This is a genomic window from Actinoplanes sp. NPDC051537, from assembly GCF_055586105.1.
Map to the genome: position 1 here is coordinate 199,219 of NZ_JBVJIU010000009.1, position 21,477 is coordinate 220,695.

19 protein-coding genes are annotated in these 21,477 nt (G+C 72.5%); 11 read left to right on the forward strand and 8 right to left on the reverse strand.

Annotation, left to right across the window (positions count from 1 at the left end; genetic code table 11):
- Nucleotides 1-27 precede the first annotated feature (27 nt).
- The 3 genes from ACZ6TB_RS23365 to ACZ6TB_RS23375 form a co-directional block, all read right to left on the reverse strand.
- Nucleotides 28-297 (reverse strand): hypothetical protein, encoded by a 270-nt coding sequence (locus tag ACZ6TB_RS23365; protein ID WP_465556871.1) that lies wholly within the window; start codon nt 295-297, stop codon nt 28-30.
- A 280-nt stretch (nt 298-577) separates the two neighbouring features.
- Nucleotides 578-2,263 carry an alpha/beta hydrolase gene (locus ACZ6TB_RS23370; RefSeq protein ID WP_465556873.1) on the reverse strand — a complete coding sequence of 562 codons (1,686 nt, stop codon included), beginning with the start codon at nt 2,261-2,263 and terminating at the stop codon, nt 578-580.
- On the reverse strand, nt 2,260-3,381 hold the full coding sequence (locus tag ACZ6TB_RS23375; protein ID WP_465556875.1) for a serine hydrolase domain-containing protein: 1,122 nt from the start codon (nt 3,379-3,381) through the stop codon (nt 2,260-2,262). The genes ACZ6TB_RS23370 and ACZ6TB_RS23375 overlap by 4 nt, the downstream gene beginning before the upstream one ends.
- Nucleotides 3,382-3,524: 143 nt before the next feature.
- Here ACZ6TB_RS23375 and ACZ6TB_RS23380 point away from each other — a divergent pair, with 143 nt between their 5' ends.
- From ACZ6TB_RS23380 to ACZ6TB_RS23390, 3 genes are all read left to right on the forward strand, one after another.
- Entirely contained in the window at nt 3,525-5,225 is a 1,701-nt protein-coding gene (locus tag ACZ6TB_RS23380; protein WP_465556877.1) for a sensor histidine kinase, read from the forward strand.
- Entirely contained in the window at nt 5,216-5,860 is a 645-nt protein-coding gene (locus tag ACZ6TB_RS23385) for a LuxR C-terminal-related transcriptional regulator (RefSeq protein WP_465556879.1), read from the forward strand. Before ACZ6TB_RS23380 ends, ACZ6TB_RS23385 begins: the two co-directional genes overlap by 10 nt.
- Before the next feature lie 116 nt (nt 5,861-5,976).
- A complete protein-coding gene (locus ACZ6TB_RS23390) occupies nt 5,977-7,269 on the forward strand; it encodes an ammonium transporter (RefSeq protein WP_465556881.1) in 1,293 nt (430 codons plus the stop codon).
- 7 nt (nt 7,270-7,276) lie between these two features.
- Here the strand turns inward: ACZ6TB_RS23390 and ACZ6TB_RS23395 are convergent, their stop codons facing one another.
- The 4 genes from ACZ6TB_RS23395 to ACZ6TB_RS23410 all read right to left on the reverse strand — a co-directional run bounded on the left by ACZ6TB_RS23395 (nt 7,277) and on the right by ACZ6TB_RS23410 (nt 12,923).
- Nucleotides 7,277-8,227 (reverse strand): alpha/beta fold hydrolase, encoded by a 951-nt coding sequence (locus ACZ6TB_RS23395; protein WP_465556883.1) that lies wholly within the window; start codon nt 8,225-8,227, stop codon nt 7,277-7,279.
- The gene (locus tag ACZ6TB_RS23400; protein WP_465556885.1) at nt 8,227-9,690 is read right to left on the reverse strand and encodes an alpha/beta hydrolase; all 1,464 of its coding nucleotides are present in this window, start codon (nt 9,688-9,690) and stop codon (nt 8,227-8,229) included. The genes ACZ6TB_RS23395 and ACZ6TB_RS23400 overlap by 1 nt, the downstream gene beginning before the upstream one ends.
- A gap of 68 nt (nt 9,691-9,758) precedes the next feature.
- Nucleotides 9,759-11,432 carry a DEAD/DEAH box helicase gene (locus tag ACZ6TB_RS23405; protein WP_465556887.1) on the reverse strand — a complete coding sequence of 558 codons (1,674 nt, stop codon included), beginning with the start codon at nt 11,430-11,432 and terminating at the stop codon, nt 9,759-9,761.
- A gap of 63 nt (nt 11,433-11,495) precedes the next feature.
- A complete protein-coding gene (locus ACZ6TB_RS23410; protein ID WP_465556889.1) occupies nt 11,496-12,923 on the reverse strand; it encodes an MFS transporter in 1,428 nt (475 codons plus the stop codon).
- 239 nt (nt 12,924-13,162) lie between these two features.
- Here ACZ6TB_RS23410 and ACZ6TB_RS23415 point away from each other — a divergent pair, with 239 nt between their 5' ends.
- The 7 genes from ACZ6TB_RS23415 to ACZ6TB_RS23445 all read left to right on the forward strand — a co-directional run bounded on the left by ACZ6TB_RS23415 (nt 13,163) and on the right by ACZ6TB_RS23445 (nt 19,871).
- Nucleotides 13,163-15,124, forward strand: a complete 1,962-nt coding sequence (locus ACZ6TB_RS23415; protein WP_465556891.1) for a sensor histidine kinase — start codon at nt 13,163-13,165, stop codon at nt 15,122-15,124.
- 13 nt (nt 15,125-15,137) lie between these two features.
- A complete protein-coding gene (locus ACZ6TB_RS23420; RefSeq protein WP_465556893.1) occupies nt 15,138-15,743 on the forward strand; it encodes a response regulator transcription factor in 606 nt (201 codons plus the stop codon).
- A gap of 38 nt (nt 15,744-15,781) precedes the next feature.
- Nucleotides 15,782-17,200, forward strand: a complete 1,419-nt coding sequence (locus ACZ6TB_RS23425) for a M1 family metallopeptidase (RefSeq protein ID WP_465556895.1) — start codon at nt 15,782-15,784, stop codon at nt 17,198-17,200.
- A 60-nt stretch (nt 17,201-17,260) separates the two neighbouring features.
- Nucleotides 17,261-17,824 carry a carboxymuconolactone decarboxylase family protein gene (locus ACZ6TB_RS23430; RefSeq protein ID WP_465556897.1) on the forward strand — a complete coding sequence of 188 codons (564 nt, stop codon included), beginning with the start codon at nt 17,261-17,263 and terminating at the stop codon, nt 17,822-17,824.
- Nucleotides 17,824-18,630 carry a helix-turn-helix domain-containing protein gene (locus tag ACZ6TB_RS23435; RefSeq protein WP_465556899.1) on the forward strand — a complete coding sequence of 269 codons (807 nt, stop codon included), beginning with the start codon at nt 17,824-17,826 and terminating at the stop codon, nt 18,628-18,630. The genes ACZ6TB_RS23430 and ACZ6TB_RS23435 overlap by 1 nt, the downstream gene beginning before the upstream one ends.
- A gap of 108 nt (nt 18,631-18,738) precedes the next feature.
- Entirely contained in the window at nt 18,739-19,116 is a 378-nt protein-coding gene (locus ACZ6TB_RS23440) for a hypothetical protein (protein WP_465556901.1), read from the forward strand.
- Between the two features lie 95 nt (nt 19,117-19,211).
- Nucleotides 19,212-19,871 (forward strand): MSMEG_1061 family FMN-dependent PPOX-type flavoprotein, encoded by a 660-nt coding sequence (locus ACZ6TB_RS23445; protein WP_465556903.1) that lies wholly within the window; start codon nt 19,212-19,214, stop codon nt 19,869-19,871.
- Nucleotides 19,872-19,892: 21 nt separating this feature from the next.
- Here ACZ6TB_RS23445 and ACZ6TB_RS23450 read toward each other — a convergent pair whose 3' ends face one another.
- Nucleotides 19,893-20,273: a PPOX class F420-dependent oxidoreductase gene (locus ACZ6TB_RS23450; RefSeq protein ID WP_465556904.1), complete on the reverse strand. Its 381-nt coding sequence runs from the start codon at nt 20,271-20,273 to the stop codon at nt 19,893-19,895.
- A 50-nt stretch (nt 20,274-20,323) separates the two neighbouring features.
- Between ACZ6TB_RS23450 and ACZ6TB_RS23455 the strand changes: the two genes are divergently transcribed.
- Nucleotides 20,324-21,445: an FAD-dependent monooxygenase gene (locus ACZ6TB_RS23455; protein WP_465556906.1), complete on the forward strand. Its 1,122-nt coding sequence runs from the start codon at nt 20,324-20,326 to the stop codon at nt 21,443-21,445.
- The last annotated feature ends 32 nt before the right edge of the window (nt 21,446-21,477 follow it).

Consider the following 21,477-nt stretch of genomic DNA (forward strand, 5'->3'; position numbering starts at 1 on the left):
ATCACCATACGCCCGTATGGCGCCCAGCTAAACGTCGTGTCCCATCCCTCCGTCGGTATCAGCCTCGCGCGTCCCATTGACGCGCCGCGGACCCCGCCGCTTTCGGCCGTTCTCTCGCTCGTCCTGCATGCGAGTGATCCAGGCCTCGACGTCTTCGATACGCCAGACTTTGCCCATCTGTAGCTCGTCGTAGGGCTTCGGAAAGCTCGGGGCAGTGGTGATTTGGTAGACGCGCTGGCGACTGAGCGGCCCCAGGCGGTCGCGGATCTCACCGGCTCCCATCAGATGCTCAGCCACACCCATGACTATAGGCACACGACAAGCATGATCGCCATGCGGACGCCTCGTCGCCGGTTCGCATAGAAGATCATCGTGGGGCGGACGAGACTCGAACCGTGTCCGATCGATCGTTAACGGCCTGTCGTTGAGCAAGGCGTCACGAAACCACGACCCGGTCGGGGGCACGGGCCCAAGGATCGCGCAGCGAAGCGCACCCAAGCCCCCATCCGCGACCGGCCCGCCGGGGCGCGAGCACCGCACCGTGGGGTCCGAGGGCCGCCCCCGGAGCCGGCACATCTCAGCGCGGCACGTCGAGCAGCGCCCGCAGCCGTACGGTGTCGTCCGCCGTCCAGCCCGGCGGAGCGGCCAGCGCGGCCCAGCCGTCGACCACGCCGGAGCCGTAGACGTGCCCGTGGCCGGCCGGGACGTTGATGGCGATGACCTGGTCGACCGCGGTCTGCCAGAACGTCACCAGCGGGTACCAGTGCATGTCCGGGGACACGTCGGGGCCGCGGGGCGCGCTCAGCCATTGCGGGCGCTCGAAGATCAGGTCGGGGCTCCACCAGACGATGGGGTCGGAGGAGTTCTGCAGGTACACCACCGCGGGTGGGGTGCCGATGCGGGCCCTCAGGTCGGCCGGCTGCCGGGCGAACTCGACCGTGCCGGAGGAGAAGGCCGGGTCCCAGATCGGGCTGCCGGGCTCGCGGCCGGCGACCAGGTTCCGCCGGATCGGGTTGGCGAACGGCGGCCCCACCAGCAGGACGCCGTCGGCGCCGTTGGTCAGGCCGGCCGGGTCGGTGAACGCGGTCTCGGTGCCGAACGAGCCGAGGCTCTCGCCGAACAGCAGCAGCTTCGGCCGGGTGGCCGCCGGCATCGCCGCCCAGCGGGCGTGCACCGCGCCGATCAGGGCGGTTGCCGACTCCGACACCTTGGACTGGTCGACCAGGAACGAGATCCAGCTCGGCAGGTACGAGTACTGCATGGACACCAGGGCGGTGTCGCCGCCGTACATGTACTCCAGCGAGTCGGTGACGTTGCGGTCCACCCAGCCGGTTCCGGTCGGCGTGACGACGCCGACCACGGAACGATCGAAGGCGCCGGTACGGTCCATCTCCTCGACCACCAGGCGGGCCCGGGCCTCGGCCGACGCCGCCGAGTCGAGGCCGGCGTAGAGGCGGATCGGCTCCCGGGCGGGCCGGCCGTGGAACGCCGTCAGCTGCGCCACCGTCGGTCCGGTGCCGACGAACTCGCGGCCCTGCCGGCCGAGGGTGCGCCACGGGGCCGCCGACGCGGGGCTGCCGGAGCGCAGTGCCGAGCCGGGCATGTGGACGCCGTCGGACGTGCCGCCGTTGGTCAGCGACGCGGTCTGGTCGGCGACCGCGAGCAGGTTGTCGAGCAGGAACCCGTTGACGAACCCGATGCTCAGGTATGCGACCACGGTGAACCCGGCGGCGTAGGCGATCGGCCGCGGGATCCACCGGCCGAGCAGGGTGGCGAGCAGCCGGGCGCCGAGCCGCAGCAGCCGCGCGATCAGCAGCAGGGCCAGGAACGTCAGCACGCTGACGGCGACGATCCGGACGATGTCGTACGTGGCCATCCGCTCCATGTCGAGCCGGCCCCGCAGCTCCTGCTGCCATTTCGTGCCCAGCGCCAGCATCAGCAGGCCGGCGATCGGGGCCGCGATCAGCAGCACCCGCCAGGCGATCCGGGTGGCCCGCGGGTAGGTGCGCCGCCACCCCAGGCGTACCAGCTTGCCCAGGGTGGCGCCCACGCCGTACCCGATCGCGGCGGTCAGCCCGCTCACGATGCCCTGCAGGTACCAGGCCCGGGGCAGCAGCGACGGGGTGAGCGAGGCGCAGTAGAACAGGACGGCGAACGCCGATCCGGCGAGGCCGAGCCGGGCGCGGATCACCCGGCCGGTGCGGCGGCCGCGGCGCGGTGGCGCCGGTGGCGGGGCGGTGCCGGCGGTGGCGGTCATGGTCATCGCCCGCAGAACGCGCGGTCGAGCAGGGCGTTGTACGCGGCGCCGGCGGCCGGGCTGAGCGACGGCCCATCCTTGTTGATCATCAGGACGGTCTCGTCGCGGGTGTCGGCGCTGATCCAGGTGTAGACGAGGTAGCCGGGCGCGTCACCGCTGTGTCCCCAGGCCACGCCGCACGGCGTCCACCGCTGGACGCCGAGCCCGGAGCGGCTGGGCAGGTCGCTGTCGGTCACCGGGATCGTCGTCTTCAGCTCCCGCATCATGGCCGGTCCCAGCAGCCGGCCGCCGAACAGCGCCCGGTAGAACGCCGCCGAGTCGTCGGCGGTCGAGGTCAGGCCGCCCGCCGCCCAGGCGAACGGGTACAGGGCGGTGACGTCGACGTCGCCGGGAACGCCGGGGATCGTGGAGTAGCCGTGCGCGTGGCGTCCGCCGATCGCCGAGCCGGTCGGCAGCTCGGTGCCACGCAGACCCAGCGGGCGCAGGATCCGGGCCCGCAGCTCGTGGTCGAAGCTGCGCCCGGTGACGGCCTCCACCACGTACGCGGCCAGGAAGAAGTTGGTGTCGGAGTACTCGAAGCGGGCGCCCGGCGGGAACGACGGCTCGTGCTCGAAGGCGATCGCCAGCAGCTGCGCCGGCTGCCACACGTGCTCGAGATCGCCGGCCAGGTACGGCTCGAGGACCCGGGGGTCGTTGTTGAAGTTGAACAGCCCGCTGTTGTTCTGCAGCAGATGCCGGACGGTCACCCCGCGGCCGTAGCCGTGCGGGATCACCCCGGGCAGCAGCCCGTCCACCGGATCGTCGAGCCCGAGCCGATGTTCCTGCACGAGTTGCAGCACCAGCACGGCGGTGAAGGACTTCATCTGGCTGGCCGCCCGGAACCGGTCGGTCGTGCGCATCGGCGCGGCGGTCGCCACGTCCGCGTAGCCGCTGGCCAGCCGCATGGTGCGGCCGTCGTGGCGGTCGAGCAGGATCGCACCGGGCGGGCCGGCCGCGACCAGGGCGTCCAGCGCGGACTGCAGCCGGGCGCCGGGCCCGCCGGCGACGGCCGGGGCGGTGCCGGCGGCAAGCGTCGCCGCCAGGGCGGCGGCCGTGATCAATGTGCGGGTGGCGACTGCGGACATGGGAACCTCCTGGGGTTTCCCTCACGCTCGCAGGCCGGGGAGGCGGCGGTAAGGCGGTGCGCTGGCCGATCGAATGGCCGGTTTTCTGGTGTCCAAGGTGCCCGGTGGGGGCGTAGCGTCTACGCCGACGCTGGGGGTGACCCATGCTCCGCCCGACCAACGCCACATTGACCGTCCTCAGCGCCGTGCTGGCCACGGCGCTGGGCTGGATCCTGCTGCTCGGCGTGCGCAGCGGCGTCGACGCGGTCCACCTGATCACGATCAGCTGGCTGGTGCTGGCGTACTCGGTCAGCGGCCTGGTCGCCTGGCGATGCCGCCCCCACAACCAGTTCGGCCCGCTGATGGTGCTCACCGGCTTCGCCGCGCTGGCCGGCAGCCTGATCTGGGCGGCCGAGGACACCGTGCTGCACACCGTCGGCCAGGCGCTCGACGTGCTGCCGCTGGTGCTGATCGTGCACGTCTTCGTGACCTACCCGACCGGCCGGCTGCACGGCCGGGCGGAGAAGCTGATCATCGGGACCGGGTACGTGGCGGCGCTCGGCGCCCAGGTCACGGCGATGACGCTGGGCGGTCTCACGCCGCACCGGCTGACCGTCGCCGACCGGCCGGACGCCGCGATGCTGCTGTACCGCATCGAGCTGGTGGTGGTCAGCGGGGTCGCGCTGGCCGGCGTCGGCCTGCTCACGGTCCGCCGGCGCGTCCGCGGCCGCCCGCTGCGCCGCTCGCTGACGCTGCTGGTCGACTCGTTCGCGGTGGGCCTGGTGACGATCGCCGTCCTGCTCGTGGTCGGGGTGTTCGGCGGCCCGGCGTTCCCGGTGGTGCAGCGGATCGGCCTGTTCCTGCTCGGCGTCGCCCCGGTCGCGTTCCTGGCCGGGCTGTTGCAGGCCCGGCTGGCCCGGACCGCGGTCGGCGAGCTGGTGGTGGCCTTGCGCGGCGACCCGGCGGACCTGCGCACGCCCCTGGCGGCGGCGCTGCGCGACCCGTCGCTGTCGCTGCTGTACTGGCTTCCGCCGTTCGGCACCTGGGCCGATCAGGACGGCCGTGCGGTCGACCTGCCGGCCGATCGCAGCCGGGTCACCCTGATCGACGAGGACGGCGAGCCGATGGCCGCCCTGGTGCATGATCCGGCCCTGCGGGACGAGCCGGCGCTGCTCGACGCGGTCAGCGCCGCGGCCGCGATCGCGCTGCGCAGCGGCCGGTTGCAGGCGCAGCTGCGGGCCAACGTGGAGGAGCTGCGCGGTTCCCGGGCCCGGGTGCTGGAGGCCGGTCAGCGGGAACGGCAACGGCTGGAACGCGACCTGCACGACGGTGCTCAGCAGCGGCTGGTCGCGTTGTCGCTGAACCTCGGCGTGCTGCAGGGCCGCCTCGGCGAGGACGCGGAGGCGAAGGCGTTGCTGGCCGAGGCCCGCTCGGAGATCGCGGTGTCGCTCGCCGAACTGCGTGACCTCGCCCGCGGCCTGCATCCGGCGGTGGTGAGCGCCCACGGGCTGGCGGTGGCGGTCGAGTCGCTGGTGGCCCGGGCGCCGGTGCCGGTGCGGCTGCGGGTCGACCTCGACGGCCGGGTGCGGGAGGCGGTCGAGGTGGCCGCGTACTTCGTGGTGTGCGAGAGCCTCGCCAACGTCGGCAAGCACGCCCAGGCGTCCTCGGCCACCGTCGAGGTGACCCGCACCGGCGACCAGATCGTGGTCGAGGTCGTCGACGACGGCGTCGGCGGCGCCGACACCGAGCGCGGCACCGGGTTGCGCGGGCTGGCCGACCGGGTCGAGGCGCTCGGTGGCCGGCTGCGGGTGTGGACGCCTCGCGGCGGCGGCACCCGGGTACGGGCGGAGCTGCCATGCGGGTAGCGCTCGCCGAGGACAGCGTGCTGCTGCGCGAGGGCCTGGCCCGGTTGCTGACCGACGCCGGGTTCGACGTGATCGCCCGCTGCGGGGACGCCGACCAGCTGCGGTCGCACCTGAAGGTCGACCTGCCCGACGTGATCGTCGTGGACATCCGGCTGCCCCCGACGCACACCGACGAGGGCCTGCGGGCCGCGATCGAGTTCCGCGCCGCGTACCCGACGCTTGGTGTTCTGGTGTTGTCCCAGTACGTCGAGCTGGGGCTGGCCATGAAGCTGCTGGCCGACTCGGCGGACGGCGTGGGTTATCTGCTCAAGGACCGGATCAGTGACGTGCCGGAGTTCCTGGCCGCGATCCAGCGAGTGGCGGCCGGCGGCTCGGCCATCGACCCGATCATCGTGTCCACCCTGTTGTCCCGCCGCCGCCGCGACGATCCGCTCGAACGGCTGACGCCGCGCGAACGCGAGGTGCTGGAGCTCATGGCGGTGGGAAACTCCAACCAGGGCATCGCCGACCGGCTCGTGATCACGCTGCGGGCGGTGGAGAAGTACGTGTCCAGCATCTTCGGCAAGCTGGGGCTGCCGGCGACCGGCAGCGAGAGCCGCCGGGTGCTCGCGGTGCTGCTGTTCCTGCGCGGCTGAGGCGTTACCGCTGTAACACGCCGGAAACAGAGCCTTCGCGCGTACGAAATTGGGATTGGTGAGGCTGGGGCCCGGCAGCGCGGCCGATTCGGTGAACCCTGGCTCCTGGAGGTCGCATGTCCGCCGGTGATACCGCCTGGTTGCTGGTCAGCGCCGCGCTGGTGCTGCTGATGGTGCCCGGACTGGCCCTGTTCTACGGCGGCATGGTGCGGGCGAAGAGCACCCTCAACATGCTGATGATGAGCTTTGTCTGCCTGGCCGTGGTGACACTGGTCTGGGTGGCGTACGGCTATTCGCTGGCGTTCGGGCCGGACGCCGGCGGCGGCCTGATCGGCGATCTCCGGTTTGCCGGGATGACCGGGATCGGCCCGGACACGATGACCGGCTCGGTGCCGACGATGGTGTTCGCCGCGTTCCAGCTGATGTTCGCGATCATCACCGCGGCCCTGCTCAGCGGCGCGATCGCGGACCGGGCCAAGTTCGGCACCTGGGTGGCGTTCGTGGCCGTCTGGGTGACCGTGGTCTACGCGCCGGTCGCCCACTGGGTCTTCACCTCCGACGGCTGGATCGCCCGCCATCTGCACATCCTCGACCTCGCCGGCGGCACCGTGGTGGAGATCAACTCGGGTTCGGCCGGGCTGGCGCTGGCGCTGGTGCTCGGGCCGCGCATCGGGTTCCGCTCCGACCCGATGCGGCCGCACAACATGCCGCTGGTGATGCTGGGCGCGGGCCTGCTCTGGTTCGGCTGGTTCGGCTTCAACGCCGGGTCGGCGCTGGCCGCGAACGGGTCGGCGGCGGTCGCGTTCTTCAACACCCAGGTCGCGGGCGCGGCCGGGCTGGCGGGCTGGCTGATGGTCGAGCGGATCCGGGACGGCAAGGCCACCACGCTCGGCGCGGCGTCGGGCGCGGTCGCCGGGCTCGTCGCGATCACGCCCGCCTGCGGCTCGGTGAGCCCGCTCGGGGCCATCGTGGTCGGGGTGGTGGCCGGTGTCGTCTGCGGCTACATGGTCGGGCTGAAGCAGCGGCTGGGCTACGACGACTCGCTCGACGTGGCCGGGGTGCACGGGGTCGGCGGGTTCGTCGGGACGGTGCTGATCGGGGTGCTCGCCACCGCCACGGTGACCGGCGGACCGCGCGGGCTGCTGTTCGGCGGCGGGGCCGGGCTGCTCGGGCGGCAGGCGCTGGCCGCGGTCACGGTGGCGGCGTATTCGTTCGGGGTGACCTGGCTGATTGCCACGATCCTGATGCGCACGGTCGGGTTCCGGGTGCCGCGCGACGAGGAGCACGGCGGCCTCGACCTGGCGGTGCACGGCGAGACCGCGTACGACCTGGTGCCGCACACCGGGGGCGGGGTGCTCGCCTCGACCCACGCGGGCCGGCCGGCCACGAGCGCGCTGCGCCCGGACTGATCGGCGCTCATAAGGGGCGGGCGACCTCCCGGACGGCGTCGGTCACCACGTCGGCGTACCTCTTCTCGGACACGAGGGTGTAATGGGTCGCGCCGGCCACGGTGACGTGCCGGCTGTTGGTGGACAAGGAGACCAGCTCGTTCTGGAGCCGGGTCAGGACGTCGCCGTAGCGGCTCTGCTCGGTCACGCTGAGCACGATCAGCGGCAGGTTCCCGAGGTCGCGGGCGGCATCGACCTGACCACGCGACTGCCGGTCCCAGGCGAGCAGACCGGCGGCTCCGGCGAGCCAGCCGTCCGGCCGCGCCAGATAGGCGCGCATCTCGGCGTACTGCCGGGCGGGAAGACCCTCGATGTACGGCCGTTCGGCGCGGAACAGGCGCAGCAGCCCGACCCACGCGAGCGCCGCGGTGAACCGGTTGGCCCAGGCCACGGTGCGCCCACCCCGCGACGCGGGGATCTGCGTCCACTGCCGCGGGTGGGACGCGTCGACCAGCACCAGGCCGGCGACCTCGTCGGGATGACGATCGGCGAAGGCCCGGACCACCAGGCCGCCGTAGGAATGACCCGCCAGCACGTACGGGGGCGGGCAGCCGGCCGCCGCCAGAGCGGTGTGCAGCTCGGCGGCGCTGGTTCCGGCGTCCACGTGCCCGGTGCCGGGCTCGCTCCAGCCCAGTCCCGCCCGGTCGTAGGAGACGACCCGGAACTGCGCGGCCAGCTCCTGCTGCACCCAGGCCCAGTTGGCCGACATCGACGCCATGCCCGCCTCGAGGACGATCGTGGGCGCGGCCGTCGGCGCGCCGGTCACCTGCAGGTGCAGGCGGTGACCACCGACCGGGACCATCCGGCCGGGCGGCGGGAAGCGGCGGCGGTCGCGCCGGGCGGCGACCGCCTGCCACGCCGCGCCGGTCGCCGCCAGGGCCACGGCCCCGGCGACGACGATCCGGACGACGGTGAACATCAGCCCTCACAAACCCGGTCGGCGGGCGCCTGCGGGCGGATCAGGTACTGATCGGTGGCGGCGCGGGCGCACTCGGAGGTGTGGTACGACGTGTGCCCGTCACCGGTGCGGGTGAGCAGGGCGCTGCCGGGAATCTGAGCGGCGAGGCCGAGCGCCCACTTGTACGGGTCGGACGGGTCGAAGACCGAGTGCACGATCAGCGTGGACACGCCCCGCACGTGCAGCAACCGGGGTGGGTTCGCCACCGGGACGGGCCAGCCGACGCATCGGATGACCTGCCAGGTCTCGGCGGCGCCCTGCAGATGCGGGGCCAGCTGCCGGCCGAGCCGCAGGCGCTGCTGCATCTCGCTCCACGTGTGCACCTGCGGCACGTACTCCATGCAGCCGATGGCCCCGTGGGTCTCCACGTCGTCCTGCAGGTACTGGACCGGCGGCAGGGCGAATCCGGAGGCGTCCCCGTCGGCCGCGTGCGCGATGGCCCGCGAGAGACCGCCCCAGGAACCGTCCGGTCCGCTCAGGGCCGGTTCCTTGAAGACCAGCAGCCGGATGGTCTGCATCCGGATGTCCTCGCTGGTCACCGGGCGCAGCGCGCCGTCGACCGGGATCGGGTGCCGTTCGGCGCCGGCCACCAGGCGGTCGTAGATGGCGCCGACGTCCTGCCCCTGCAGCGCGCACTCCGGCGTGGTGCCGCACCAGGCGACGAACCGGTTGAAGGAGGCCTCGACGCCGAGGATCTCGTCGGCGAGCTGCTGGTTCTCCGGCATGCTGTGTTCCAGCGCCGAGTCGAGCACCATCGCGCGGGTGCGGTTCGGGAACAGCTCGGCGTAGTTGGCCGCGAGCTGGCTGCCGTACGAGATGCCGAGCCAGCTCACCCGGTCGACGCCCAGCGCGGCCCGGGCGGCCTCGTGGTCGCGGGCGACGCTGATCGTGTCGGTGTGCCCCAGGAGCGGCCCGGTGCCGCGCACGCAGCTGAGCCCGAACTCCCGGTTGTACCGGACCATGGCGTCGAACTCTCGCTCGGTGCGCGGGAACATCGTGTACGAGGGCGTGATGGCCGGCAGGTCACACCGGATGGTGTCGCCGTTGCCGGTCCCCCGCGGGTCCACCCCGACGATGTCGAACCGTGCGCGCAGCGTGGGCGAGAAGTACGCGTCGTCGTTCACCACGTACTTCACCTCGCCGTCGCCCGGTCCGCCGGCGTTGAAGAACAGCGTGCCGATGCGCCGGGCCGGATCGTCCGCGGGCCGCCGGGCGACGGCGACCGCGATCTTCGCGCCGCGTGGCTTCGACCAGTCGAGCGGGACCTGCATGGTGCCGCACTGTTTGGTGGGCGCGGCCGGGCACGGCTGCCAGTCGACGGTGAACCGGTCGGCCGCCTGACCGGCGACCGGCGGGCTGACGCCCAGGGTGAGGACGGTGGCAAGGGAGGCGCCGAGCAGAAGGCGCTTGGGTGCGGGATTCATGCACCTAACGCTCGACTCGGCGGAAGCCCGGCACAACGCGGGTAACTGGCCGGAGCGGGTTCGGGTTTCTACCGGACGAAGCGTTCCCGGCGCACCGTCGGACGACGGCCGCGGATGGTGCTGCGCTGCATGGCGGCGATGACCATGTCGGCGGCTTGTTCCGGCACCTCGACCAGCGAGAAACGGTCGGTGATCTGGATGGCGCCGATCTCGCGGGCGCTGAGGCCCGACTCACCGGCGATCGCGCCGACCAGGTCCTGAGGGCGCAGCCCGGCCCGCCGGCCGATGCCGAAGAACAAGCGGGTCACGCCCGCGTCCGACCCCCGGGAAGGCGGGCCGCCTCGGCGCGCGTCCCGGGTCTGGGGGTTGCGCTCCCGGGGCGAGAACTCCGGCGACGGGATCTCGTCGTCATCGACGTCGCCGCCGGCCGCCTCGTGCAGCAGCTTCACGGCGGCGAGGGCGATGTTCTCGACGTCGAACTCGTCGGACAGGGAGTCGAGCACGACGCGGAACCGCTCGAGGTCGTCGGTTTCCAGGCTTGCCTGCAACGCCGTACGCGTCAGCTCCAGCCGCCGGGCCCGCAGATCGGTGACCGTGGGAAGCTTCTCCAGCGTGATGCGCTGCCCGGTCAGCCGCTCGATGGCCTTGAGCATCCGCTGTTCCCGCGGTTCGGCGAGGGTGATGGCGGAGCCCTCCCGCCCGGCCCGCCCCACCCGGCCGATGCGGTGCACGTACGCCTCGGGCGCCGCCGGCACGTTGAAGTTGATGACGTGGGTCAGCTGTTCCACGTCGAGGCCACGGGCCGCCACGTCGGTCGCCACCAGCAGCTCGGTGCTCCCGCCCCGCAGCCGGCCCATGACCCGGTCCCGCTGGTCCTGGCTCATCCCGCCGTGCAGCGCCTCGGCGCGGTACCCGCGCCCGTTCAGGGCCTCGGTGACCTGGTCGACCTCTTCCCGGGTGCGGCAGAAGACGATCGCCGCCGACGGCGCCTCCACGTCGAGGATCCGGCCGAGAGCGGCCTGCCGATGCGCGCGGGCGACGATGTAGGCGCTCTGCCGGACCAGCGGAAGCTCACCCGGCTCGACCCCTTTGCGGCCCATCGTGATCCGCACCGGGTTACGCAGGTGGCGCCGGGCGATGCTGTCGATCCGGGGCGGCATCGTCGCCGAGAACAGCACGGTCTGCCGGCTCTCCGGCGTCTCGGCGAGGATCGCCTCGATGTCCTCGGCGAACCCCATGTCGAGCATCTCGTCGGCCTCGTCGAGCACGACGGTACGCACATCGCCGAGCCGCAGTGTCGCCCGCTCGATGTGATCGAGGACCCGCCCGGGCGTGCCGACCACGACGTCCACGCCCCGCTGCAGGGCCTGCAGCTGACGCCCGATCGGCTGCCCGCCGTACACCGGCAGCACCCGGACGCCCAGGTCACGGCCGTACCGGTGGACCGCCTGCGACACCTGCTCGGCCAGCTCGCGGGTCGGCACCAGGATGAGCGCCGCCGGTCCCGCGTCCCGCCCGCCGCCGGTCAGCCCCTGCAGTACGGGCAGCGCGAACGCCGCGGTCTTGCCGGTGCCGGTCGCGGCCTGGCCGACCAGGTCGTTGCCGGCCAGCAGCGGGGGGATCGCCTCCTGCTGGATCGGCGTCGGCTCTTCGTAGCCGAGGTTGGTCAGCGCACGAAGCAGTTCCGCCCGCAAGCCCAGGACGGCGAAGCCTGCTTCGGACTCGAACGGATCAGGTTCCATGGCGACAACCCTATGCAAAGCCTTCTCGGCGGCGACAACTGCGCGGGTGGCTCGGCCGGTTGCTCACTGCCCGGGTTCGGCCGGCGCCGTGCGGGGCATCAGGGCCACGACCGGGATGCTGAGGGCGGTGACGGCCAGGACGACGATGAGGCTGATCTTCATCGCGTGGCCGTAGCCGGTGCCGGCGGCCTGGAAGAAGACCGTGGTGACCGCGGCCGAGCCGATCGCGGACGAGAGCTGCTGGATCGAGCTGAGCGAGCCGCTGGCGCTGCCGGCTTCCTCGGGGCTCGCGTCGCCGAGGGCGACGGTGGGGATCGTGGCGAAGCAGAGGCTGATGCCGACGCCGATGACGAAGAACGCCGGGGCCGGCGCCCACAGGCTCAGGGTGGTCCCGGAGCGATCGACGAGGGCCAGCAACCATCCGCAGCCGACGAGGATGACGGCGAGGCCGACGAAGACCAGGGCGCGACCGAACTTGGCGACCAGGCCGCCCATGGCGGCGAACCCGGCGGCGATGATCCCGACAGTGAGCGGCACCAGGCCGAGCGAGGCGTCGCGGGCGCTCGCGTGCAGGCCCTCCTGCATGAACAGCGACAGCACGAAGATCAGGCCGGTGCCGGCGGCGAAGACGGTCAGGCCGACGAGCATGCCCGAGGTGAAACCCCGGTTCTTCAGCAGCGAGGGCGTGACGAGCGGGTGGGTCGCGGTGCGCTGCCGGTACGCGAACGCGCCGAAGAACACCACGCCGACGGTGATCGAGACGACGGGGCCGGCGCGCCAGCCGTCGGACGAGCCCTCGACCAGGCCGTACAGCAGTCCGACCATGCTGACCGCGAGCAGGCCGGAGCCCCAGCCGTCGACGACGGTGGACCGGTCGCCGTCGTCACGCGGCAGGATCCGGGCGGCGACGGCCAGCCCGGCGCCGCCGAGGACGAGGTTGATGAGGAAGATCGGGCGCCAGGACAGGCCGAACAGGTCGGCGCTGATGACGAACCCGGCCAGGACCGGGCCGCCGACGCCGGCGAGGCCGAGAACGGGGCCGAACAGCCCGAACGCCTTGCCGAGCATGTCGCGGTCGAACGCCTTCGTCATGATCGCCATGCCCTGCGGGATGAGCAGCGCCCCGAACGCTCCCTGAACGACCCGGGCGACGATGAGCGACGCCGGATCGGGTGCGAGCCCGGCGACCGCCGAGGCCACGGTGAACCCGCCCATGCCGATCAGGAAGAGCCGGCGCTGGCCGAACTTGTCGCCCAGCCGCCCGCCGACCACGAGCAGAACACCCATGGCCAGCATGTACGCCGCTCCCAGCCACTTGATCAGACTGGCGCCGCCGTCGAGCTCGCGGGCGATGGTGGGCGCGGCGACGTTCGTGACCATCGCGTCGATCACGTCGAGGCCGTCGGCCAGCAGCACCAGGCCCAGGATCGCCCACATCCCGCGGCGGGAGCGGCGTGCGGTGACCGTTTCCGGTTCCGTCAAGGTCGTCATGAGGAATGTCCTTCTCTTCTGCGCGTCGGGCGCACCCCGTGGGCGGCCTCGTCCGTACTACGAACAGCCCGGGCCGCATCCGACACGGCCTTCGATCATTCGGCGGTACGGCAAGCACGGTCCCGCGCGAGCGATCGGCCCCGGTAGTGCGCCGCGCACCGGTCCGGGTGCGGTCCGCACCCGAGGACGTGCAATCTGCACGGCGGCCGGGACGCCGTGCCCACCTAGACTCGGACGGCGTGACCGTCGTGAGCGCGCCCGATACGCAGCGGGAATCGCTCACGCCCGCCGGTGACTCGCCGGAGGCCGGGTCCGGCGTCGTCCGCACCCGTCTCGTCTCGCTCGGCTTCCTCGGCGCCCTCCTGCTGGCCCGGTGCGCCGACGCGGCGGTGCACCGGACGTACGGATATCTCCCGTTCGTCGCCGCCCTCTTCGTGGTGCCGGTCTGGTACGTCACCGGGGTCGCCGGCCACGCCTGGACCCGGTGGCGCTGGTGGCTGCTCGCGGTCCAGGCGGTGCTGACCTACGTGCCGTTCGTCCTGTTCGGCAACGGCTGGGTGGCCGGCATGTCCGGTCTGCTCGGCGGCCTGGTCCTGCTGCTGGTCCCGGCGCCGCGGTCCTGGCTGCTGCTCGGCGCGTTGCTGGCGGTGGAAGCGACGCTCTGGGTGCAGGTCGTCGGGGTTCCGTACCGGCCGGCGGTCAACTCCGGGGTCTGGGTGGTCGTCGCGTTCGCCGACGTCGCCCTCGGCCTGTTCGGCCTGTCCCGGCTGTCACGGCTGACCCACGACCTGCGGGCCGCGCAGGAGGAGCTGGCGACGGCCGCGGTCGACCGGGAGCGCCTGGCCGCGCAGGAGCGGTTACGGCTGCTGATCGGGGACCGGGTTCAGCAGGTGGCCCAGCACGCCCGGGCCGCGCTGCGGTGGCTGTCGACGACGCCGGAGGACGCCCGGGGCGAGATCGCGGCGGCCGGCGTCATCGCCCGGCAGGCCGCGGCCGAGAGCCGGCGCCTGCACGCCGCCGAAGCGGTCCGCGGCGCCAAGTACGAGCCGGCGCCGACGATGACCGCGCCCCGGACCGCGCGGGCCGTGCTGGTCGCCGTCGTGGCCCTGTTCGCCACGCAGAACCTGCTCAACGTCACCTTGCCGGGCACCCCGCCGGCCCAGCAGAAGCACCTGGCCGCCGCGGTAGTCGTGGCCGTGGTCGTCTCGCTGGGCATCCTCGCCGTGCAGTGGCGCCACTCCGGCGCCGGCACCGGTCGCAGCAAGCCGCGGCACTGGCCGTACACCCTGGCCCTGCAGGTCGTCCTCACCTACGTGCAGGTCCTGCTCGTGGGCTCGTACGGGCTGATCTTCGTCGCCTTCCTCGCCGCGTCCGGGCTGCTGCTGCTGCCGGGCGCCTGGCGGTGGGTGTGGTTCGGCACCGCCGTCGGGAGCGTGTCGGCCCTCTTTCTGCTGCTGCCGGCCGCGGACGGCCCGCTGACCCCGGCGCTGGTCCTCCGGGCCGTCTACACCGCCGCCATCAGCGCCAGTTTCGGGCTGATGGTCTACGGCCTGTCGCGGCTGGCCGGGCTGGCGGTGCAGCTCGACCACCGCCGTGCGGACCTGGCCGCCGTCGCCGCCGTGCGGGAACGGCTGCGCCTGGCGCGCGACACCCACGACCTGCTCGGGCTCGGGCTGTCGACCCTGGCGCTGAAGTCCGACCTGGTGGCGGCGCTGATCGGCCGCGACGACGCCCGGGCGGCGCGCGAGCTCGGCGAACTGCTCCACGTCTGCGCGACGGTTCGCTCCGACACCGCCCGGATCGCCGGCGAGCGCCCGCGGCTGTCCCTCGGCACCGAGCTGGCGCTCGCGACCGACGTGCTCGCGTCGGCGGCGGTCCACGTCCGCGTCGCCGAGGGCGGCCGGGACGTGCCGCCGGCCGTGGACAACGTCCTCGCCATCGTCCTGCGGGAGGCGATCACCAACATCCTCCGGCACAGCCAGGCGCGGCAGTGCGCGATCACCGTCGAGTCCGGCGACGGCCGGGTTCGCCTGCGGGTCAGCAACGACGGCGCCGTGTCGGCGCCTCCGTCGACGAGCTGGACCGGCCACGGCCTGGACAACCTGCGGACGCGCGTCACCGGATGCGGCGGCGTCCTCACCACCCGGCGCACGGGCGGCACCTTCGTCATGATGGTCGAGCTGCCGGCCGGCCCGGCGTAACGAGGGGAACGCGGTGGTACGAGTAATGCTCGCCGAGGACACCGGCATCCTGCGCGAGACGCTGTCCGCCCTGCTGCGGCTGCAGGACGACCTCGACGTGGTGGCGGAGGTGTCGTCGGGCGACCGCATCGTCCCGGCCGCGCTGGAGCACCACCCCGACGTGGCCGTGGTCGACATCGACCTTCCCCGGGTGGACGGCATCACCGCCACCGCCGAACTGGGCCGCCAGGTCCCGGCCTGCGCGGTCCTGATCCTGACCGGCCTCGACCGCCCCGGCAACCTGCGCGCGGCGCTCGACGCGGGCGCCAAGGGGTTCCTCCTGAAGGACACTCCGGCCGCCGACCTGATCGCGGCGATCCGGCGGGTGGCCGCGGGCGAGCCGGTCATCGATCCCACGTCCGCCGCGGCCGCGCTTCGGCAGCGGCCGACCCCGCTGACGGCCCGGGAGACCGCGGTCCTTCAGCGGTACGCGGCCGGGGCCGAGCCCCGGGAGATCGCGGCGGAGCTTTTCCTGTCGTACGGCACGGTCCGCAACTACCTCGCGTCGGCCATGACCAAACTGGCCGCCCGGAACCGCGTCGACGCCATCCGGATCGCCACCGAAGCGGGATGGTTGTGACGCTCCCGTTGATCGGCCGATACCGATAGCTTGTCCTCATGGCGCGAAAGCTGGCCCTCGCTCTGGCCCTGGTGGCCTCGACGTCCCTCGTGCTCGCGGGCACGCCCGCTCAGGCCGCCTCGGCGCCGGCATCGCCCGGGGCGCCCGGCGCGGGCGATCCGTACTATCCGCTGGACGGCAACGGCGGCTACGACGTCCAGCACTACGACCTGGCGATCCGATACTCGCCGAGCTCGGACGCGCTGGCCGGTGTCGTGCGGATCCGGGCGCTGGCGACGCAGCGCCTGTCGGCGTTCAACCTCGACCTCGACGGCCTGACGATCCGGTCGGTGGTCGTGGACGGCCGCCCGGCGAAGTGGTCCCGCGCCGGCACCGAGCTGACCGTGACGCCGCGCCATTCGCTGGGCAAGGGGCACCTGTTCGACACCAGGATCGTCTACGACGGCGTGCCCACCGTGATCCGCGACCCCGACCTCGGCGACGGCGGCGCCTTCACCACCGACGACGGCGTGGTCATCCTGGGCGAGCCCGATGTGGCGCAGGCATGGTTCCCGTCCAACGACCACCCGAGCGACAAGGCCTCCTTCTCGATCGCGCTGACCGTCCCGAAGGACCTGCAGGCGATCTCCAACGGCGTCCCGGCCGGCCGCTCGACCGCCCACGGGTGGTCGACGTGGCGCTGGGAGCAGGTCGAGCCGATGGCGACCTACCTGGCCATGGCGGCGATCGGCCGGTACGACGTGAGGTCCTACCGGCAGGACGGGATCAAGTTCCTGGACGCGATCGACCCGGCGCTGCCCAAGGCCACGTACGACCGGGTGGTGAAGTCGTTCCGCCTCGAGCCGGAGATCCTGCGGTTCCTGTCCAGCTACTTCGGCTCGTACCCGTTCCGCGCGGCCGGCGGCATCGTGGACGCCGACGGCGAGTGGGACTACGCGCTGGAGAACCAGGGCCGCCCGATCTACACGCCGCAGGACTTCGACACCCAGGAGGACGGCGACAGCGTGGTGGTGCACGAGCTGGCTCACCAGTGGTACGGCGACAGCGTCGCGCTCGAGCGCTGGCGGGGCATCTGGCTGAACGAGGGCTTCGCCTCCTACGCCGAGTGGCTCTGGAGCGAGCACGAGGGCCTGGGCACCGCGCAGCAGATCTTCGAGAAGGCGTACGCGACGCCGGCGACGTCGTCGCTCTGGAGGACGAAGGTCGCCGACCCCGGCCCGCCGAACCTGTTCGTCGGCGCCGTCTACAACCGGGGCGCCATGACGCTGCACGCCCTGCGGCTGACCGTCGGCGACCGCACGTTCTTCCGCATCCTGCGTTCGTGGGCCCAGATCCACCGCAACGGCAACGTGACCACCGAGCAGTTCATCGCCCACGCCGAGCGCGTCGCGGGCCGCGACCTCGGCCCGCTGTTCACGGCGTGGCTCTACACCCCGTCGAAGCCGGCCCACCCGTAAGCAGCGGGTTTACCTCGGAGGGAATTGTTTCGCCGCCGGCGCGGGCGCACAGTCGTCGGCATGACGACCTACCCGATGCACACCGCCGACACGGCGCCGGACGGGGCCAAGCAGGCTCTCGCGCAGCTTCAGAAGACGTTCGGCTTCATTCCGAACGCGGCCGCGGCCATGGCCAACTCGGCGCCCCTGATGAGCTCGTTCTTCTCCGCGTTCGGGCATTTCCGGGGCGACGGCACGTTCACCCCGGCCGAGCGGCAGGTGCTGCTGTTGTCGAACGCGGTGGCCAACGAATCCGCTTGGGCGGCGGCCTTTCACACGCTCGAGGCGCTCGAGGACGGCGTGCCGCCGGCCGATGTGGAGGCGATCCGGCAGCGGCGGCTTCCGGCCGGCCGGCTCGGCGCTCTGTCCGCCCTCAGCCGTGCGCTGATCGCCAAGCGGGGACATCTGGACGAGGCCGACACCGAGGCCTTCCTCGCCGCCGGGTACGACCGCGACCAGATCCTCGAAGTCGTCACGGCCGTGGCGATCTCGACGATGTCCAACTACGCGGCGACGGTCGCCGAACTGCCGATCGAGGAACGGCTGCGGCCGTACGTCTGGGAAAACCAGGGCATACTGGCGTGATGTCCGAGGTCGGTGCCTTGATCCGGCGCTGGCGCAACGCCCGCGGCCTCAGCCAGCTGGCGTTGGCCGCCGAGTCCGTGGTCTCGCTCCGGCATCTGTCGTTCATCGAGACCGGCCGGTCTAGCCCGTCGCGGGCCATGGTGCTGAAGCTCGCCGAGGTGCTGGACGTGCCGCTGCGGGAACGCAACAGCCTCCTGCTCGCGGCCGGCTTCGCCCCGATCTACCGCGAGTCGGCGCTGGACGGTCCCGAGCTGGCGGCGGTCCGGGACGCGCTCGACGCGATCCTGACCCAGCAGGAGCCCTACCCCGCGCTGGTCATGGACCGGGACTGGAACATCCGGCGCACCAACGCCGCGGCCGGTCGCTTCTTCGCCTTCCTGCAGGCCGGGCGGGAACGGCCGGCGCCGGGACCGCCGAACGTGCTGCGCCGCATGTTCCATCCGGACGGCGTGCGACCGTACGTGCGCAATTGGCTCGAGGTCTGCGAGGCCCTGGTCCGCCGCGTGCGGCGGGAAGCGGTCGGCGGCGCCACCGACGACCGGGCCCGGAGCATCCTGCGCGAGGTTCTCGCGTACCCGGACGTGCCCGCATCGCTGAGATCGCTGGATCCGACCGTGCCGACGCTGCCGGTCGTGCCGATCCGATACGCCCGCGACGGTCGCGAGTTCGACTATTTCTCGACGGTGACGACGCTCGGCACGGCGCAGGACGTGACCCTTCAGGAATTGCGCATCGAATGCTTCTTCCCGGCCGGCGAGGCGACCCGCCGGCACGCCCAGGCGCTCGCGGAATCCGCCGGCGCCTGACGAGTTGCGGTAAACCGCAATCCCCTGCCCATCGCGAGATTTGCATGCTTGGATTCCGTCTACGTACGACGCCTATGTATGGGGGAATCCTTGAAGCGAAAGTCCAGGGTGCTGGTTGCTGCCCTCACGACGTTCACCATGGTCGTCGGGTTGTTCGTGAGCCCGGCGCCGTCCTTTGCCACCAGCGCCTGGGGATGCAACTACCCGTACGCCTGCGTCTATTCGGGGCCCATGAACGCCAGCGGAATCGTCGGGCGCTACCAGGACGTGACGAACTACTGGCAGTACCTTCCGCACGCCCGGAGCGGCCTTCTGTCGCTGGTGAACACCCGCAATGACGACGTCCTTTACTACCTTTACTCGATGAACGGCTCGCCGCCGCGAACCGACTGCGTCATGCCGAACAGCAACATCGGCTGGTACGGAACGCTCTACGCCGTCCGGATCGATTCGAACAACTTCTGCTCGGTCCTGAACCCGGCCTGATCCGGCCTTCACGAGGGCACAACCCGGCCGGGTTGTGCCCTCGACGGCGCCAAACCGGATCGCCACCGAGGCCGGCCGGCTCTAGGGTCGGCGTCATGACATCAGCCATCGGCACCAGTGTCTTCGACTCGCTGCGCCACGACGCCGTGTCCGACCGGGAGGCGTTGCGCCGGGTCTACGAGCTGCCCGGCGAGGCGGCCGTACGGAAGCAGATGACCGAGCTCACCGAGCAGACCCGGCGATTGATCGCCTGCTCGTCGCTGGTCTTCGTGGCCAGCGTGGACGGCGAGGGCAACTGTGACGTCTCCCCGCGCGGCGGCCCCGCCGGGTTCGTCGCCGTCCTGGACGACCGGACGCTGGCGGTACCGGACGCGACCGGCAACAAGCGGCTCGACACCCTGCAGAACGTCATCGCGACCGGGCGGGCCGGGCTGCTGTTCGTCATCCCGGGACGCACCACGACGCTCCGGGTCAACGGCCGGGCCTGCGTCTCCACCCGCCCGGAGTTGCTCTCGCAGCTGACCGCCGTGGGCAAGCCGCCGGCCAGCGCGCTGGTGCTGGGGATCGAGGAGGTCTACCCGCACTGCCCCAAGTCGCTGCTGCGCAGCGGGGCCTGGAAGCCCGAGCGGTGGCTGCCGGCCGACGCCCAGCCGACCTCGGCCGAGGTGACGCTGGCCCAGCTGCGGATGCCGGAGCTGACGATCGCCGACATCGAGCGGGTCGAGGCGGAGTCGCTGAAGTACCGGTACGAGTAGCGGCCGGCCCGGCGCGTGGCTCTAGAAGGTGACGCGGATGCCGATGCCCGGTGGCCGCTTGATGTGCAGAAGCCGGGTGAAGAACCCGCCGACGCGGGCCGTGAAATAGCGGCTCTCCATCAGGCGGCGGGCGCTCTCGGTCTCGGACGCCGGGAGCAGGGTGGCGGTCGCCGGCACGACCTGGGCGCCGGGGGCGGTCCGGCCCCGGATGTCGCAGGGGACGACTCCGACCTCGGCGTTGTTGCGGATGCGCTTGACCTTTCCGGCGTCGGCCAGCGACACGGTGGTCAGGGAGTCGCCCTGCGGGACGTGCCAGACGGCGGTGGGCACGGGCGTGCCGTTCCGGCGGTACGTGATCAGGCTGATGTGTTTGCTGGCGGCGACGTCCGCGGGAACGGTCATGACGACGATTATGGCGCGGCCGGATGGCGGCTCGACGCGATAATGGCGTCATGCCACAGGCGACCGTGATCGGCGCCGGCGTCGGCGGCCTGGCCGCGGCGCTGGCGTTGCAGCAGCGGGGCTGGGACGTGCGGCTGCTGGAGCGCGCGACGGCCCTCGAGAACGTCGGTGCGGGACTGGCCGTGCAGCCCAACGCGCTGCGGGTGCTCGCCCGGCTCGGGGTGGCCGACCGGCTGCGGGAGATGGCCGCCCTCCAGGGCGCGGCCGGCATCCGGAAACCGGACGGCCGGTTCATCACGCGGGTCGACGCGACGGCGGCCGAACGGCGGTACGGCCTTCCCACGATCGCGGTGCACCGGGCGGCGCTGATCACGCTGCTGGCCGACGCGCTCGCCCCGGGCACGGTCCGGCTCGGCGTCCCGGTCACCGAGGTGGACGCCGGCGCCGGGCGGGTGGTGGCCGCGGACGGGTCGCACGAGGCGGATCTGGTGGTCGCCGCCGACGGGCTCCACTCCCCCGTCCGGAAATCTCTGTTCCCCTCGCTGCCGGGCCCCGTCCACACCGGCGTGACCAGCTGGCGGTTCATCGTCGGCAAGCCGCCGTCCGGCTTCGTGCCGTCGGAGAGCTGGGGCCGGGGTCAGGTGTTCGGCATCGTGCCGCTCGGCGACGGCCGCCTCTACTGCTACGCCACCGCACCGGCCCCCGCCGGCGGGTCCGCCCCGGATGAGAAGGCGCTGCTCACCCGGCTGTTCGGCGGCTGGCACGCGCCGATTCCCGAGCTGATCGCGGCGGCCGGCGAGGTGATCCGCACCGACATCCGCTGTCTCGGCACGGTGCCGCCGCGGTTCCATTCGGGCCGGGTGGCGCTGCTCGGCGACGCGGCGCACGCCATGACGCCGAACCTCGGGCAGGGCGCGTGCCAGGCCATCGAGGACGCGTACGTGCTGGCCCTGCGCGCGCCCGATCTCGACCGGTACTCGGCGGAACGCGTACCCCGTACGACCGCGATCGCCTCCGCCTCGCGGCGAATCGCCAAGCTCGCCGGCCTCGCCAACCCGGTCGCCGCCGGCCTGCGCGACGCGGCGATGTCGCTGGCCGGCCGGCTCGGGCCGAACCTGGTGCTCAAACAGACCGATCCGGTGCTGTCCTGGCAACCGCCCGACCAGCAATAAAGACGGGCAGCGCGCCGTTGCGCTGCCCGTCT

Excerpts from the sequence above, each read along its gene's own strand:
- ACZ6TB_RS23375 (WP_465556875.1), bottom strand. The coding sequence starts at position 3,381 with ATGTCCGCAGTCGCCACCCGCACATTGATCACGGCCGCCGCCCTGGCG.
- ACZ6TB_RS23435 (WP_465556899.1), top strand. The coding sequence starts at position 17,824 with ATGTCCGAGGTCGGTGCCTTGATCCGGCGCTGGCGCAACGCCCGCGGC.
- ACZ6TB_RS23425 (WP_465556895.1), top strand. The coding sequence starts at position 15,782 with ATGGCGCGAAAGCTGGCCCTCGCTCTGGCCCTGGTGGCCTCGACGTCC.
- ACZ6TB_RS23455 (WP_465556906.1), top strand. The coding sequence starts at position 20,324 with ATGCCACAGGCGACCGTGATCGGCGCCGGCGTCGGCGGCCTGGCCGCG.
- ACZ6TB_RS23395 (WP_465556883.1), bottom strand. The coding sequence starts at position 8,227 with ATGTTCACCGTCGTCCGGATCGTCGTCGCCGGGGCCGTGGCCCTGGCG.
- ACZ6TB_RS23400 (WP_465556885.1), bottom strand. The coding sequence starts at position 9,690 with ATGAATCCCGCACCCAAGCGCCTTCTGCTCGGCGCCTCCCTTGCCACC.
- ACZ6TB_RS23410 (WP_465556889.1), bottom strand. The coding sequence starts at position 12,923 with ATGACGACCTTGACGGAACCGGAAACGGTCACCGCACGCCGCTCCCGC.
- ACZ6TB_RS23385 (WP_465556879.1), top strand. The coding sequence starts at position 5,216 with ATGCGGGTAGCGCTCGCCGAGGACAGCGTGCTGCTGCGCGAGGGCCTG.
- ACZ6TB_RS23405 (WP_465556887.1), bottom strand. The coding sequence starts at position 11,432 with ATGGAACCTGATCCGTTCGAGTCCGAAGCAGGCTTCGCCGTCCTGGGC.
- ACZ6TB_RS23450 (WP_465556904.1), bottom strand. The coding sequence starts at position 20,273 with ATGACCGTTCCCGCGGACGTCGCCGCCAGCAAACACATCAGCCTGATC.
- ACZ6TB_RS23445 (WP_465556903.1), top strand. The coding sequence starts at position 19,212 with ATGACATCAGCCATCGGCACCAGTGTCTTCGACTCGCTGCGCCACGAC.
- ACZ6TB_RS23370 (WP_465556873.1), bottom strand. The coding sequence starts at position 2,263 with ATGACCATGACCGCCACCGCCGGCACCGCCCCGCCACCGGCGCCACCG.
- ACZ6TB_RS23390 (WP_465556881.1), top strand. The coding sequence starts at position 5,977 with ATGTCCGCCGGTGATACCGCCTGGTTGCTGGTCAGCGCCGCGCTGGTG.
- ACZ6TB_RS23380 (WP_465556877.1), top strand. The coding sequence starts at position 3,525 with ATGCTCCGCCCGACCAACGCCACATTGACCGTCCTCAGCGCCGTGCTG.
- ACZ6TB_RS23430 (WP_465556897.1), top strand. The coding sequence starts at position 17,261 with ATGACGACCTACCCGATGCACACCGCCGACACGGCGCCGGACGGGGCC.